12 protein-coding genes are annotated in these 15,234 nt (G+C 76.5%); 9 read left to right on the top strand and 3 right to left on the bottom strand.

The genetic code is table 11. From position 1 onward, the window contains the following. The first annotated feature begins 197 nt into the window (after positions 1-197). Entirely contained in the window at positions 198-3,311 is a 3,114-nt protein-coding gene (locus tag ABTY56_RS27410) for an ATP-binding protein (protein WP_350631855.1), read from the top strand. A 169-nt stretch (positions 3,312-3,480) separates the two neighbouring features. Here the strand turns inward: ABTY56_RS27410 and ABTY56_RS27415 are convergent, their stop codons facing one another. Beyond that, complete coding sequence (locus ABTY56_RS27415; RefSeq protein WP_350631856.1) at positions 3,481-4,782, bottom strand: cytochrome P450; 1,302 nt, start codon at positions 4,780-4,782, stop codon at positions 3,481-3,483. 164 nt (positions 4,783-4,946) lie between these two features. On the opposite strand from ABTY56_RS27415, the gene ABTY56_RS27420 reads away from it, so the two are divergent. Together ABTY56_RS27420 and ABTY56_RS27425 are read left to right on the top strand one after the other, a co-directional pair. Then, a complete protein-coding gene (locus ABTY56_RS27420; RefSeq protein ID WP_350631857.1) occupies positions 4,947-5,888 on the top strand; it encodes a TIGR01777 family oxidoreductase in 942 nt (313 codons plus the stop codon). Positions 5,889-6,012: 124 nt separating this feature from the next. Beyond that, on the top strand, positions 6,013-6,618 hold the full coding sequence (locus tag ABTY56_RS27425; RefSeq protein WP_350631858.1) for a hypothetical protein: 606 nt from the start codon (positions 6,013-6,015) through the stop codon (positions 6,616-6,618). Between the two features lie 203 nt (positions 6,619-6,821). On the opposite strand, the gene ABTY56_RS27430 is transcribed toward ABTY56_RS27425, so the two are convergent. Both ABTY56_RS27430 and ABTY56_RS27435 read right to left on the bottom strand, forming a co-directional pair. Then, the gene (locus ABTY56_RS27430; RefSeq protein ID WP_350631859.1) at positions 6,822-7,838 is read right to left on the bottom strand and encodes a PHP domain-containing protein; all 1,017 of its coding nucleotides are present in this window, start codon (positions 7,836-7,838) and stop codon (positions 6,822-6,824) included. Between the two features lie 13 nt (positions 7,839-7,851). Continuing rightward, complete coding sequence (locus ABTY56_RS27435; protein WP_350631860.1) at positions 7,852-9,087, bottom strand: carboxylate-amine ligase; 1,236 nt, start codon at positions 9,085-9,087, stop codon at positions 7,852-7,854. 163 nt (positions 9,088-9,250) lie between these two features. On the opposite strand from ABTY56_RS27435, the gene ABTY56_RS27440 reads away from it, so the two are divergent. The 6 genes from ABTY56_RS27440 to ABTY56_RS27465 all read left to right on the top strand — a co-directional run bounded on the left by ABTY56_RS27440 (position 9,251) and on the right by ABTY56_RS27465 (position 15,206). Next, positions 9,251-9,628, top strand: a complete 378-nt coding sequence (locus tag ABTY56_RS27440; protein WP_350631861.1) for an STAS domain-containing protein — start codon at positions 9,251-9,253, stop codon at positions 9,626-9,628. 10 nt (positions 9,629-9,638) lie between these two features. Further along, positions 9,639-10,136, top strand: coding sequence for an ATP-binding protein (locus tag ABTY56_RS27445; RefSeq protein WP_350631862.1), 498 nt, complete (start codon positions 9,639-9,641; stop codon positions 10,134-10,136). A gap of 324 nt (positions 10,137-10,460) precedes the next feature. Further along, positions 10,461-11,393 carry a SigB/SigF/SigG family RNA polymerase sigma factor gene (locus ABTY56_RS27450; protein ID WP_350631863.1) on the top strand — a complete coding sequence of 311 codons (933 nt, stop codon included), beginning with the start codon at positions 10,461-10,463 and terminating at the stop codon, positions 11,391-11,393. Positions 11,394-11,471: 78 nt separating this feature from the next. Continuing rightward, positions 11,472-12,149 (top strand): HAD family hydrolase, encoded by a 678-nt coding sequence (locus ABTY56_RS27455; RefSeq protein WP_350631864.1) that lies wholly within the window; start codon positions 11,472-11,474, stop codon positions 12,147-12,149. Positions 12,150-12,340: 191 nt separating this feature from the next. Continuing rightward, complete coding sequence (locus ABTY56_RS27460) at positions 12,341-12,664, top strand: STAS domain-containing protein (RefSeq protein WP_350631865.1); 324 nt, start codon at positions 12,341-12,343, stop codon at positions 12,662-12,664. 28 nt (positions 12,665-12,692) lie between these two features. Continuing rightward, a complete protein-coding gene (locus ABTY56_RS27465) occupies positions 12,693-15,206 on the top strand; it encodes a SpoIIE family protein phosphatase (protein ID WP_350631866.1) in 2,514 nt (837 codons plus the stop codon). Positions 15,207-15,234: the final 28 nt, after the last annotated feature.

The following is a 15,234-nucleotide window of genomic DNA, read 5'->3' on the forward strand; positions in this document are numbered from 1 at the left end:
CACGCGAGAGCTTCGCTCGGACTGGCCGCCTGACCTGCACATGTGTGCCGGTTGGCGGATATCTTGCCGCGACCGCGACCGCGACCGCTGCCGGCCGGCGGCTCCGGTGACCCGAGCTGTTACCGCCCGGCCCTCGCCCCCGACACCCACGGCGGCCTGCGGATCGGGTGCGGATGGGTGATCGCTAGGCTGACGCGGTGACGATCGAGCTGCGCATGCTGTCGACGGTCTCCTGCCGGGGGGAGGAGGTCACGGCGCCCGGGTTGCGGGGGCTGTTGGCGTTGTTGGCGGGGGAGGTGCGCGGTGGGTGCGGCCGGGGGCGGCTGGTGGACGGGCTGTGGCCGGAGGAGGGGCCCGAGCGACCGGAGAAGGCGCTGCAGGTGCTGGTGTCGCGGGCACGGGCGAAGTACGGCGCGGAGCTGATCGTCAGCACGCCGACCGGGTACCGGCTGGGGCTCGGCGAGGAACGGGTGGACGCCTCGGCGGTGCTGCTGCACGCCGCCGCCTGCGTGGAGAAGACGCGGGCCGGCGATCACGCCGGGGCGCTCGCCGAGGCCGAGGCCGGGCTGGAGCTCTGGGACCCGGCAGGCGTCGCGGACGAACCCGCCGGGACGGACCCGGTCGCCCTGCTGCGCACCGAACGGGCGCGCACCCACCGGGCGTTGCGGCGGGCCCGGGCGCTCGCACTGGCCCGGACCGGGCGGCACGCACACGCCGTGGAGGCGCTCGCCGCGGAGGCGGCCGGGCAGCCGCGGGACGAGGAGGTGCTGCTGGAACTGCTGCGCTGCGAGGCCCGTACCGCCGGGCCGGCGGCCGCGCTCGGCCGCTACGACCGCTACCGCCGCGGGCTGCGGGACGCGCTCGGCACCGATCCGGGCCCCGAACTGCGGGCTCTTCACCGGGAGTTGCTGTGCGGCGAAGCGGCCCCGGTACGGCGCGGGGTGCCGCACGAGCCGAACGCGCTGGTGGGGCGGGCGGCCGACCTCGCCGCCGTGGCCGAACTGCTGCGCACCGCCCGGGTGGTGTCGGTGGTGGGCCCCGGCGGCCTCGGCAAGACCCGGCTGGCCGCCGCCGTGGCGCGCGAGGCGGCGCAGCGGGTGGTGCACCTGGTGCCGCTCGCCGGGGTGGTGGCGGACGAGGAGGTGGCCGCGCAGGTTGCGGCGGCGCTCGGCGTGGGCGACCCGGCGGGGATCCCCGGCGCGTTGGGCCCCGGGCCGGCGCTGCTCGTGCTGGACAACTGCGAACAGGTGGTGCGGGGGGCGGCCGAGCTGGCGCACGCCCTGGTGGCCGCGGGTCGGGACCTTCGGGTGCTCACCACCAGCCGTGCGCCGCTCGGCATATCCGCCGAATCCGTCTACCTGCTACCGGAGTTGGACCACGCGGCGGCCGTCGAACTGTTCACCCAGCGGGCCCGCGCCGCCCGCCCCGACGTCGAGCTGCCCGCCGGGCCGGTCGCCGAGCTGTGCGCCCGGCTGGACGGGCTGCCGCTGGCGGTGGAGCTGGCCGCGGCCCGGGTGCGGGTGCTGTCGGTGGCCGAGATCGCCGGACGGCTGGCGGACCGCTTCGCCCTGCTGCGCGGCGGGCCCCGGGACGCCCCGCCGCGCCACCGCACCCTGGAGGCGGTGGTCGACTGGAGCTGGAACCTGCTGGAGCCGCCGGGCCGGGCGGCGCTGCGCGCGCTCTCCGTGTTCCCCGGCGGCTTCACCGCCGGGGCGGCCGAGCACCTGCTGGCCGACCCCGACGCGCTGGGCGTGCTGCAGGACCTGGTCGACCAGTCGCTGCTGCGCCTGGTCGACACCCCGAGCGGCGGGCGCTTCCGGATGCTGGAGACGGTCCGCGAGTTCGGCGCCGCCCAGCGCGCGAAGGCCGCCGAGGAGGACGCCGTCACGAGTCGATTCCTCGACTGGGCCCGGGAGTTCGGCCTCGCCCGCCACGACGGGCCGTTCGGCCCGGCGGCCGTGGCCCAGTGGCGGCTGATCCGGGCCGAGCAGGACAACCTGGTGCGGGCCCTGCGGCTGGCCCTCGCCGCGGAGCACGGTCCGACCGTCGCCGCGGTCGCCGCCGTCCTCGCCGCGCTGTGGACCACCGAGGGCAACTACGTCCGGCTGCTCGCCCTGGCCGCGGACGTCGGCGGCCCGGTCTCCCGGCTGCGGACCGGGCCCGGGTCGCCGGAGGCGGTGCGCACCCTCACCGCCCTGATCACCGTCAACACCCTCCTCACCGCAGGCGGCGGCCTCGGTACCGGCACCGGCGCGCTGCGCCTGCTCGCCACCCTGCGGCGGCTGCCGCCGGCCGCGCCCGACACCCCCGTGCGGGCGATCGCCGCCGTGATGGCGGCCGTCCCCGAGGTGCTGGGCCCGGACACCACCCGGCTGGCCGAACTGTGCGCCGCGCCCGAACCGCTGCTCGCCGGTGTGGCCGAGGCGGTGGCCGGCTACCGGTGGGAGGGCGAACGGGACGTGGAGCGGGCGATCACCTCGGCGCGACGGACACTGGCGGCCGTCGAGCCGCTGCCGGTGCCCTGGCTGCGCGTGCTGGCGTCGGCCCGGCTCGGCGAGCTGTACCTGCAGCACGAGCAGGGTGCCCAGGCGCTGCCGCTGCTGCGCGCGGCGATGGCGGCACTGGACGAACTCGGCGACTGGAACGACATGGTGGGCCTGCGCTGGGGCATGGTGATCGGCAGCCTGCAGGCCGGGGACGTGGACGGCGCCGAGCACTGGCTGGAGCTGGCGGTGCGGTACCGGCCGGAGGAGGCCGTCGATCTGGTGGCCCCCGAGCTCGGGGTCCGGGCGGAACTGGCGCTGGCCCGGGGCGAGTCGGAGGCGGGGCTGGCGCTGTGGCGGCGGGCCGCCGGGCTGCGCACCGGTGGCGACGGGTCGCCCGCCGACCCGTCCTGGGCGCTGGAACTGCAGGCCGTCTGCGTGGCGGCGCACGCCCGGCACGGGGAGTCCGCCCGGGTGGCGTCGCCGGCCGCCGCGCTCCCGCAGCAGCTGGTCGAACTACTCGACGGTCAGGCGGAGTTGGTGGCCGGTCCGCTCGCCGGGGCGGTGCTGCTCGCGCTCGGCCTGGTCGCGCTGGACCGGGGCGCCCGGGAGGGCGACGCCGAGCGGACCGGCACCGGGGTGCGGATGATCGCGCTGGCCGAGCGCTTCCGGTGCCTGCGCAGCTTCCAGCCGACCATGGGCTCAGCCGCGGCCCGGTGCGACGCCGAGCGCGCCGATGAGGGGGAGTACCGCCGGGCGGTCGCCGCGTACGGGGAGCTGGACCGCGCCGCCCTGGCGGCGGAGGCGCTGGCGCTGGTCGGGCGTTGATGCCGGTTCGGAGCTGAGCCCGTCCGGAGCCGGCGGTCGACCCGAGCCGGCGCTCGCGCGGAGCTGAGCCCGTCCGGAGCCGGCGGTCGACCCGAGCCGGCGCTCGCGCGGAGCCGACGCCCCCTCCGGAGCTCGCCCCTCGGGAGCCGGTGCCCGGGTGGCGCCCCGCTCAGAGCCGCACCGGCAGGCGCAGCAGGTGGAAGCCGTCGGCCGGCCAGTGGCCGAACTCCAGCTCCTCGCGTCCGACGCCGAGCGCCGCGTCGGGCCGCCGGATGACCACCTGGTCGAGCACCACCGAGGTGACCAGTCGGCCGAGCGCGGCGCCGAGGCAGTAGTGCGCGCCGTGGCCGAACGCCAGGTGGCCGTCACCGCGCCCGAACTCCCGGGCGATGTCGAGCCGTTCGGGCGCCTCGCCGTACTCCTGCGGGTCGTGGTCGGCGGCCAGCAGGGCGACGGTCACCGGGTCCCCGGCCCGCAGCGCGGTCCCGGCGAACTCGAAGTCCTCGGCGGCGTACAGGGTGGCGCCGATCCGTACCAGCGTGACGTGGCGCAGGAGTTCGGGGACGGCGCGCTCCAGCAGCTGCGGTTCGGCGCGCAGCCGGGCGAGCTGGTCGGGGTGGTCGAAGAGGGCGAGCAGGCCGTGGGCGAGGAACAGGGCGGGCGGGGTGATGCCGGTGTTGATCAGCAGGAAGACGACGGTGACCAGGTCGTCCTCGTCGAGCGGCTCCTCGCCCTCGCGGGTGTCGTGCACCAGCGCGGAGATGAGGTCCTCGGTGGGCTCGGCGCGGCGGCGGGCGATCAGCTCCTTGACGTAGTCGACGATGCCGACCAGGCCGTCGACCGTCCGGCTGCCGTCGCCGTACGCGAAGTCGCGGATCCACTCGCAGACCCGGGCCCGGTCCGCCTCCTCGACGCCGACCAGCTCGCAGACCACGTATGTGGTGAGCGGGTAGGCGAACTCGCCCAGCAGGTCGGCGGGTTCGTCCTTGGCGGCGAGGTCGGCGAGCAGTTCGGCGGCGGTCCGCTCGACGAAGCCGCGCAGGGCGGCGATCCGGCGGGCGGTGAAGGCGCGGGTCAGCGGGGCGCGGCGGCGGGCGTGCTCCTCGCCGTCGAACAGGGCGAGGTGGCCGGCGAGGTACTTGGCGTAGTCGGCGGGGAAGCCCTCGAAGGCGGCGGCCAGCAGCTCCTCCTGCGGGTCGGACGCGGACCCGGCGGCCGGGTCGGCGTCAGGTCCGGCGTCGGACCCGGCGGCCGCCGGGGCGGCGTTGGTGCTGCGGTCCCGGACCAGTCGGGGCTCGGTGAGCGCGGCCTTGACGTCGGCGTAGCGGGTGACCAGCCGCACCGGGGTGTCCAGGCCGGGCAGGACGACCCGGGGCAGCTCGGACTGCTCGCGGAAGGCGGCGTAGGCGCCGACGGGGTTCTCGATGTCCTCGGGGGTCAGCCGGACGGGGGTGGTGGGCGTGGCGGTCATCTCGATGGCTCCTGGTGCTCGCGGGGTGCGGTTTCCGACGTCCCAGAGCATGCCGGGGGCCGCCTTCAGTGCGGTTTCAGCGTGGTTTCAGGATCGGCGGGCAAAGGAATTGAACACGTTCAGAATCCTGGGCTACGCTGGTCCCCGGAGATGAGGGGGAACGCATGAAGATCGTCATTCCCGGCGGATCCGGGGCGCTCGGCGCGCTGCTCGACCGCACCCTGACCGCCGCCGGACACCAGGTGGTCACCCTGAGCCGCCGGCCCGCCCGACCCCGGCAGGTCGGCTGGGACGGGCGCACGCTCGGCGCCTGGGCGGAGGAGATCGACGGCAGCGACGTCGTGGTCAACCTCGCCGGGCGCAGCGTCAACTGCCGCTACACGGAGGAGAACCGGCGGGAGATGATGGACTCCCGGGTCCTCTCCACGCGCGTCGTCGGCCAGGCGATCGCCGCCGCCCGCCGCCCGCCCGCCGTCTGGCTGCAGATGAGCACCGCCACCGTCTACGCCCACCGCCACGACGCCCCGAACGGCGAGCACGACGGCCTGATCGGCGGCGCCGAACCCGACGCCCCGGCCTCCTGGCGGTACAGCATCGACATCGCCCGCGCCTGGGAGGACACCCAGACCGAGGCCGACACCCCCGCCACCCGCAAGCTCGCCCTGCGCACCGCCGTCGTCCTCGGCCCGGAACGCGGCGGCGCCCTCGACTCGCTCTCCTGGCTCGCCCGCCTCGGCGTCGGCGGTGCGATCGCGGGCGGCGCGCAGTACGTGTCCTGGATCCACGAACGCGACTTCGCCCGCGCCGTGGACTTCCTGATCGCGCACGAGGAGCTGACCGGCCCGGTCAACCTCGCCGCCCCGAACCCGCTGCCCCAGCGTGAGTTCATGCGCGACCTGCGTACCGCCTGGGGCATGCCGCTGGCCCTGCCCGCCGCACGCTGGATGGCCGAGATCGGCGCCTTCGCCCTGCGCTCGGAGTCCGAACTGCTGCTGAAGAGCCGCCGCGTCGTCCCGACCCGCCTGCTCGACGCGGGTTTCGACTTCGAGTACCCGCGCTGGCCCGCCGCCGCGCGCGACCTGGTCCGGCGCCTGCGCGGGAGGTGACGGGCGGCGGCCCCGGCGGCGGGCCGGGCCGGTTCGTCACGGGCCCGTCACAGCTCCCGCGCCGCGCTTGTCCGGGCCGCGCGCCGCCCGCGAGGCTGGCAGCACGCGCGGGGGAAGGGGCGGGATGACGACGGTAGGGCTGGCGTTCATGCGGCGCCGGGTGGAGGCCATCGGGGTCGGCTGCGTACTGGCCCTGATCGCGGTGATCGTGCTGAGTGAGACCGGCGCCACGGGCGTCGGGGCGACCCTGCTGATCGGCGCCGCGATCGCCGCCGCGGTGTCCGTCGGCGGGCCGCGCACCTTCCGGCTGCGGGAGGAGGAGACCGGCCTCACCGTGGTCCGCCTGCTCGTCCCGAAGCACTACGCCTGGTCGCAGATCAGCGGCATGGCCATGGACTTCGGCGAGGAACCCGAGACCAGCGCCCACCGGGTCCGGCTCCGGCTGCGCCTGGTCGACCCGCCGGGCCGGTTCTGCGGCCCGTTCCTCGGCGAACTCACGATCGCCGACGGCGACCGGCCGCGCGGAGTCGAACCGCGCGCCCTCGCCGAGCTGTTCGCCCTCTTCGGCCGGCACGGACTCCCCGTCGACCGCCCGGAGTTCGCGAACGCCGTGCTCTCCGCCCACGGACTCCCGCCGCTCCCGCCCCCGCCCGTACGGTCCGCACCGGACGGGCCGGTGCCCGGCCCCGAGGAGTCCGGCCCGGACGCGCCCGCCGCCGCGCAGGAGTAGCGCCACCTCGACGCCCACCGGCACCGGCGCCCCGCGCCCCCTGGCGTCGGCCCGCGCCCCGCGCCCGCGGCGCTGGCCCGTCATGCCGCCCCGATGGCGGCGCGGGGCAACAGCCGGCCTGCGGGACCGGATGCGCCGGGCGCCGCCGGTACGGACGTCGAGCAGATGGCGACCCGTCACCGCCGAGGGCGACGCCCGGGTGGTCAGGCGCCGTCGGGCCCGGCCCAGGCCAGGAGGCGTTCGCACGGCCAGGTGGTGACCAGCCGTTCGGGGCCGAGGCCGAGCCGGGCGGCGCGGGCGTAGCCGGAGCCGAACCAGTGGAGCTGGTCGGGTGCGTGGGCATCGGTGTCGACGGCGAACAGGCAGCCCGCCTCGGCGGCCAGGCGCAGCAGCTCGTCGGGCGGATCCCGGCGCTCGGGGCGGCAGTTGATCTCCACCGCCGTGCCGGCCTCGGCGCAGGCCGCGAAGACGGCCCCGGCGTCGAAGCGGGACGGCGGCCGGCCGCGACCGGTGACGATCCGGCCGGTGCAGTGCCCGAGGACGTCGGTGCGCGGGTCGCGGACCGCCGTCAGCATCCGGGCGGTCATCGGCTCCGGGTCGGCGCGCAGCCTGGAGTGCACGGAGGCCACCACGACGTCGAGCCGCCCGAGCAACTCCGGCTCCTGGTCGAGCGAGCCGTCGTCGAGGATGTCGCACTCGATCCCGGTGAGCAGCCGGAACGGGCCGTCCTGCGCGGTCCGGGCCGCGGCGTTCCAGACCGCGACCGCGTCGAGCTGGCGCCGCAGCCGTTCGGGGCCGAGGCCGTGGGCGATCGTCAGCCGGGGCGAGTGGTCGGTGAGCACGGCCCACCGGTGCCCGAGGGCGCGGGCGGCCCGGGCCATCGCGTCGATCGGGTGGCCGCCGTCGGACCAGTCGGAGTGCAGGTGGCAGTCGCCCCGGGCGGAGGCGAGCAACTGCCACCCGGCGGTCGCGTCGGGCCCCGCCGCGGCCTCCAGACGGGCGAGGTACGGCGGGATCGCGCCGGTGGAGGCCTGCGCGATCACCTCGGAGGTGACCGGCCCGACCCCCGGCAGCCGGCGGGCCCGGGCGGCGTCCACCGGCCCCGGCGGCAGGTCGCCGACGGCGTCGGCGGCCGTGTGGAAGGCACGGACACGGTAGGGAGAGGCGTCCGTCCACTCCAGGAGGAAGGCGATCCGCCGCAGCGCTTCGGTCGGGTGCACGGCCTCGGCCGCCTCAGGGCACGGCGAGGGTGAGGGCCGCGAGCTCGTCGACCACGGCGGTCAGCCGGCCCCGGCGGCGCAGCGCGCGGCGCTGGCGGTCGGCCCCGGTGCCGTACCGGTGGATCCGGGTGAGGGCGTCCTCGACCGCGGTCAGGTCACCGGCGGCGGCCAGGCCGGGGGCGGCCCGTTCGAGGAGACGGTCGGCCAGCGCGGCCATCGGGGTGTGCCGTCCGGTGAACGGGTCGATCCCCTCCCCGGACAGGCCGCTGCGGGCGGCCTGCCAGTGCGCGGCGCGGACCAGTCCGGCCGGGCACACCGGGGCCGGCCGGCCCTGGTCGATCTCGTCGAGGAGGACGGCGGTGAGCCCGCGCAGCAGCGCCGCGAGCAGCAGGACGGTCCGCAGGTCGGCGTTGACGTCGGCGACCCGCACCTCCAGCGTCGGGACGTGCTCCGACGGCCGGGCGTACCAGTAGACCATCCGCCGGTCGAGCAGCACCCCGGAGCTCACCAGGGCGGCCACCAGGTCCTCGTACTGCCCCTCGTCCAGCACCGGGGCCGGGCCGACGGTGGGCCAGCGCGCCCAGCGGACGGTGCGCCAGCTCGCGAAGCCGCTGTCCCGGCCGTCCGTGAACGGGGAGTTGGCCGCGAGCGCCTGGACGACCGGCAGCCAGGGACGCAGGTGGTTGCCCAGCGCCAGCGCCCGGCCGCGGCTCACCGTCCCCACGTGGATGTGGCAGCCGCACAGGGCGCCGCCGTAGCCGTCGACCACGCCGTCGTAACGGGCCGCCATCTCCCGGTAGCGCGGATCGTCGGTGATCCGGCCCGGTCGCGCGTCGCTCAGCACCGGCGTGCCCGAGGCCACCAGCAGGCACCCCGCGTCGGCCGCCGCGGCGGCGACCACCGAGCGCAGGCGGACCAGGTCGGCCGCCAGCTCGGTGAGCCGGGTGGCGGGCAGGGTGCACACCTCGACCTGGACGCGGAAGAACTCGGCCTGCACCTGCTCGCCCAGCTCGACCGCGGCGGCCGCGATCACCTGCGGCGCCCGTTCGGCGGGCAGCCGGGTGCGCCGGTCGACCAGCAGGAACTCCTCCTCCACCCCGACGGTGGGCAGGGCGGGCGGCGCGCTGGTCCCGGGCAGCGCGGCCCCTGGGCCCGGGGCGGGAGGGGTGGCCGTGACACCCCGGGCGTGGTTCGGTCCGGGCTCGGCCCCGGCCACGGCTGGGGGGCCCGGAGGCTCGTGGATCCGCATGCCGGGCGTCTTGCCGGGCCGGTGGTGCCGAAACGTGATGTGACGGGCCTCTGCCGACGGCCGTCCCGGACTGTCGTGGGGCGCCCCGGCCGTCCCCGGCCGTCCCAGGCGCCCACGCCGCCCCGGCGCGTGTAGGCGCGGCGGGGCCGGGCACACGCGCGGTATGGACGACGACCAGGCGCCCTGCCCGGCCACACCCGGTGCGGACCCGCCGGCTCCGGTCGTCCGCGTGACCGGTCACGCCGCGCGGCACGACGGCCCCGGCGGTGCGCCGCTCCGACCGGAGGGCCTGCCCGGGGCGTCGGGGGAGGAGCGGTACGTCCGTGGCCTCGCTGTCGCGGTGGTCGACGAGGCGCCGGTGCGCATCGTCACCGTGGTCGGCGATCTCGACCACGACACGGGCGACCAGCTGCGGGCCGCACTCGCCCGGCCGGTGGGCGACGGCATCGAACGGATCCTGGTCGACCTCGGTGACCTGCGATTCTGCGACTCGACGGGGCTGCATAACCTGATCCGGGCCGGCGCACCGGGACCGGGGTGAGGGGGAGGGCATGAACCGATTCGGAGGTACACACCTGCCGGAGCCCGTCGGTACGGCGAACACCGAGGTGACCAGGCGACTCGTCTTCCCCGCCGCAGGCGCGAACGCCCCCGGCGGCGGCCCCGTGCAGCGCAGCCGTGCGTTCAGCAGGCGGGTGCTGGAGTCCTGGCACTGGCTCCCGGCCCTCGACGACGAGCGGCGCCTGGCGGTCGAGGACGTCCTGCTGATGGTCTCCGAGCTGGTCACCAACGCCTGTCTGCACGCTCCCGGCGGCCCGCGCGAGCTGCGGCTGCGCTGGGACGGCGAGCGGCTGCGGGTGGAGGTCACGGACGCCGGCTCGCAGCGTCCGAGGCTGCGTCCGTCCGCCGTGCCCGGCCGCCCCGGCGGGTACGGCCTGCGGGTGGTGCACCAGCTGGCCCGGGCGTGGGGGACGCAGCCCGACGACGGCGGCAAGCTGGTCTGGCTGGAGGTGTCGTCTCCGCTCGCCCGGATCGACCACTGCGGTTGATCCGGGTCGACGGGTCGACGGGTCGACGGGTCGACGGGGTCGAAAGGGCGGTCCCTCCTCTCGTGGCCGACGGTGTGGCCAGAGGGCGGCTACCCGGGCGAATCGGAAGAAAGCGACTAAAACATGAATTCAATGTCGTATGTCGGGTAGAACACCCATACGGCGGCCGAGACCGGATCCGGCCGCCCCAGCACCCGACCGGGTGCCACCGGGACCGCGCTTGAAGAAGCCGGGCACAGGTCCTGGGGGAAGAAGCCCCGAAGGCGAGCGGGTTCGAGCCGCACACGCCACCGGGCGATCACCCCGTTGCCCAGGAGAAATCAAGTGTCCATCCGACTGGAGGCGTCCCATCGGGATGCCGTCACACTCCCCGACCAGCCCCCTGACCAACTCCCCGACCTGCCGCCCGACCTTCCGCCCAGGCCCACCGCAGCCGAGCTGCGGTCCATGGGCAAGACCGAGGCCCGGGAACTCAGCGACGCGCTGTTCGAGCGTCTGGCCGGCCTCGCCCGCGAGAGCCACGCCTACAGCTACGTCCGCGGCACGATCATCGAGCTCAACATGCCGCTGGTGCGCTTCATCGCCGCACGCTTCCGGCACCGGGCCGAGGACATGGACGACATCCTCCAGGTCGGCACCGTCGGCCTGATCAAGGCCGTCGACGGCTACGACCCGCAGCGCGGCGTCGAGTTCGTCACCTACGCGATCCCCACCATCACCGGCGAGATCAAGCGGTTCTTCCGGGACACCTCGTGGCCGGTGCGCGTGCCGCGCAGCATGCAGGAGCTCTACCTGACCGTCGCCCGCGGCTCCGACCGGCTGGAACAGGAACTCGGCCGGCTGCCGCAACCCGAGGAGATCGCCGAGGGCCTGCACCTCACCGTCGAACAGGCCACTGAGGGCCTGATGGCCGGCCGGGTCTACCGCCCCAACTCCCTGGACGCCCTGCGCGAGCAGGACGTCGACGAGAGCGGCAGCGCCCTGCTCGACCGGCTCGGCAGCTGCGACCCCGGCATCGAACTCGCCGACTTCCGCACCGCCGTCCGCCCGCTCCTCGCCGAACTGCCGCGCCGGGAACAGGCCGTGCTCAAACTCCGGTTCTGGGACGGCTTGACCCAGTCCCAGATCGCCGACCGCATCGGCGTCTCCCAGATGCACGTCTCCCGGCTGCTCACGGCGACCCTGAACCACCTGCGCGAGCGACTCGACGACCTCGACGCCCCCGGCTGGGACGACGAACCCGAGGAACCGACCTGAGCCCGCCCTCCGCCGCGGCACCCGGGCCGGGCGACCCTGCGCCCGGTCCGCCGCGCCGGCCGACCGAAGGAGGTCCACGTGACCACGACCGCGGCGGCGCTCTTCGACGTCGACGGCACCCTGCTCGACACCTCGTACTTCCACGCCCTCGCCTGGTGGGAGGCCCTGCGCCAGTACGACCGGACGGTCCCGGCCGCCCGGGTCCACCGGGCAATCGGCATGGGCGCCGACCAGCTGCTCGACCACCTGCTCGGCCACGACCGCGACCGGGACGCCGACGAGGCGATCACCGGCGCCCATGCCGCCCTCTACGCCGCCCGGTGGCCGGCGATCACGGCGCTGCCCGGCGCGGCCGACCTCCTGCGCGCCTGCGCCGGACGCGGACGGCGGATCGTCCTCGCCAGCTCCGCCTCCGAGCGGGAACTGACCGTACTGCGCCGCGTCCTGGACGCCGACGACGTGATCGCGGCCGCCACCACCGCGGACGACGTGGCCGCCACCAAACCCGCGCCCGACCTCGTCCGGGCCGCCCTGGACCGCGCCGGCGCCGAGCCCCGGGACACCGTGTTCGTCGGGGACACGGTCTGGGACGTCGTCGCCGCGGGCCGCGCCGGGATCCCCTGCGTCGCCGTGGAGAGCGGCGGCTTCTCCGCACAGGAACTCCTTGGCGCAGGCGCCGCCGAAGTCCACCGCGACACCGCCGAGTTGCTGGCGGACCTCGACCGCAGCCTGCTCGCCCAGCCGCACGCGGGCTGACGGCCTTCATCCCGTGCCCGTCCTCGCGGCGACCGTCCGCGCCGCCCGCGCCGTCCGCCACCCGGGTGGTTTCGGCGGTCGGCTGAGGGCGCGGACCGCGAGGAGCAGGGACGACGCGGCGCCGACGCGGACCTAGCCTGGAGGGAGAGCCCGGCGAAGGGGGGCCGGGCCGAGTGTCGAGGACGGTCCGCATGAACGACTTCCCGGTGGCCAACGGCTGGACGGTGGTACCGCTCACCGGGGACCTCGACGACTTCGCGGCCCACGAGGTGCAGCGCCTGTTCGAGGCGCTCGCGGACGGCGGTGCCACCCGCATGGTCGTGGACCTCACCGCCGTCGGATTCCTGGACTCCACCGGTCTCAGCGTCCTGCTCGGCGCCGCCCGCCGGGCCCGCGGCGACCGGGGCGCGCTCCGGCTGGCCGGTGCCGCACCGCAGGTGCGCGACGTGGTGGAGCTGAGCGGCGTGGCGGCGGTGCTGCCGCTCTACCCGGACGTGGCGGCGGCCTGTGCGTGAGGAGCGGGACACCGAGGACCGGCACACCGTGGGCAGGGACACCGGGGACCGGACCGCGCGGGAACCCGCCCGCGCCGACGAGACCGCCGTCCTGCGGGAGGCCGTCGACCGGCTGCGCGCCGAGGCCGAGGGGCTGCGGCGGGCGATGCGCACCCGGGGCGTCATCGAGCAGGCCAAGGGGATCCTCGCCGAGCGGCTGGACTGCACGCCGGACGAGGCCTTCGGCCACCTGATGCGGCTCTCGCAGGACAGCAACCGCCGGCTCGTGGAGATCGCCGCAGGGCTGGTCGGCCGCGCAGCGCCGATCGAGGAGGTGTCGTTCGGGGTGACACCTCCCGCGGCACCGGTCGACGAGGCCGTGCTCCAGGAGACACCGGTCGGGGAGACCGGGAACACCGGGGAGCCCGCGCCCCCGCCCACCGACGCCGCACGGGTGTCCCCCCGCCCGCGCGCCCCGACTCCGGCACCTCCCCGCAACGGCCCGGCCGCCGCCGTCCCCGGCCTGTCCGCGCGCTACCACCTGGCGGCCTCCGCCCTGGCCAGCGCCGACTCACCCGACGAACTGGCGCGACTCGCGCACGAGGTGGCCCTGGCACCGCTCGGCGTCGTGGCCGTGGTGCTGGGACGGCTGACGCGCGACGGCGCGCTGCTGCTGGTCGGCAGCCACGGGGTGGAGCCACGACGGGTCAGCCAGTGGAAGCGCATCCCGCCGGAGACCGGCGTGCCACTGGCCACCGCCGCCCACGGTGGCGGCCTGATCTGGGAGTTCGACTCCGACCACCCGGACGGCCGCCGCGCCCCCGAGACCGGTCGGATCGTCCCGGGCCGCAGCGCGTGCGCCGTACCGCTGCGCCGCGGCGACCGGATCGTCGGGGCCATGAGCCTGGGCTGGGACGTACCGCCCGCCCGGGCCCGCGCGACGACGCAGTACGTATCCGCCCTGTCCGGGCTGGTCGCCGGGCACCTGCTGCGGTTCTCCGCCCCGGACGTCGACGAGCCGGGGGCGGCCGTCCCCGGCGGCGAGCACTGGTTCCGCGCCGTACTGGACGCCGTGTTCGATCCCGTCCTGGTGCTCTCGGCCGTGCGGGAGGGCGGGAGCACCGAGGGGTCGCAGCGCGAGATCACCGACCTGCGGGTCCGGTACGCCAACACCGCGACCGGGACCGACCCGCGGGTCGGTCGGCGCCTCAGCGAACTCCACCCCGGGCTGGTCACGACGGGGACCTTCGCCGGGATCGTGGCGGCCGCGGCGACCGGCGTCGGCTACGAGGGCCGGTCGGAGGACTTCACCGACCCGGCGTCCGGACAGGTGCTGGCCGTCCGGGCGGAGCCCCTCCTCGACGGGGTGCTGCTCACCTGGCGGCCCGCGGACGGCGCCGTCGAGCGGGCGGCCCGGCTCGGCGAGGTGCAGCGGATGGCGGGGGTGGGCACCGTCGCCTGGACGCCCGGCTCGCCGCCGGAGCTGTCGGCGGAGGCCCGGCGGCTGCTCGGCCTCGACCCCGACCGCACGGAGCCGGTCGGCCCGGCCGAGGCCCTGGCCCGGGTGCACCCCGACGACCGCCCGGCCCTGCGCCTGCTGATCCGCCGCCTGCTGGCCGGACGGCGGACGGCGGCCCTGGAGTTCGACGTCGGCCGGCCGGGCGAGCCCTCCCGGACCGTACGGCTCACCGCGGAGGCGACGGACGACCCGGGAGCAGGCCGTCCGTCCGAGGTCCGCGGAGTCCTCCAGGACGTCACCCGGCGGCACCGGACCGAGCAGGCCCTGACGGAGACCAGGGCGCGGCTCGCCGAGCAGCGGCGCAGGGCCGGCGCCGAACACCGGACGGCCCGGGCCCTGCAGAAGGCGCTGCTGGCCGTGCCCGGCGAGCCCGAGCCGTCCGGCGCCGTCCTGGAGTACGCCGCGCGCTACCTGCCCGCCACCGACCGCCCCCGGAGCGGCGGCGACTGGTACGACCTGGCAGGCCTGCCCGACGGCCGGATCCTGCTCGCCGTCGGCGACGTCAGCGGTCACGGCCTGGCCGCCACGGTCGGCATGGCCGAGCTCCGGCACGCACTGCGCGCGCTCTGCTACACCGCGACGGGGCCGGGGGAGATGCTCGAACGGCTCAACACGATGCTCTGCCACCAGGGCGGGCACCGGATCGCCAGCGTGCTGTGCGGCCTGCTCGACCCGGCGGCCGCGACACTCACCTGGAGCGCGGCCGGGCACTCGCCACCCGCCGTGCTGCGGGGTACCACCGCCACCCTCGCGAAGGGCCCCGCCGGCACCGTCCTTGGCGCGCTGCCGGAGGCCCGCTGCCGGGACGCCGTGCTGCCGCTGCGCGCGGGGACCGACACCGTGCTGCTGTGGACGGACGGGCTGCTGAACCGCCGTGACGGCGGCACCGTCCGCCCGGACCGCCTGCTGCGGGCGGCCGGGGAGTGCGGCGTCCGTGACCCGGCGGACTGCCTCGACCACATCGCCGACCGCCTCGGTGGCCCCAACCCGGCCGACGACAGCTGCCTGCTGGCCGTCCGGTTGCGGCCCGGACCGTCGCGTTAGCGGGCGCGGCGGGTGGGCACGCGCCCGG

This window comes from Kitasatospora sp. NPDC097691, from assembly GCF_040302665.1.
GTDB lineage: Bacteria > Actinomycetota > Actinomycetes > Streptomycetales > Streptomycetaceae > Kitasatospora.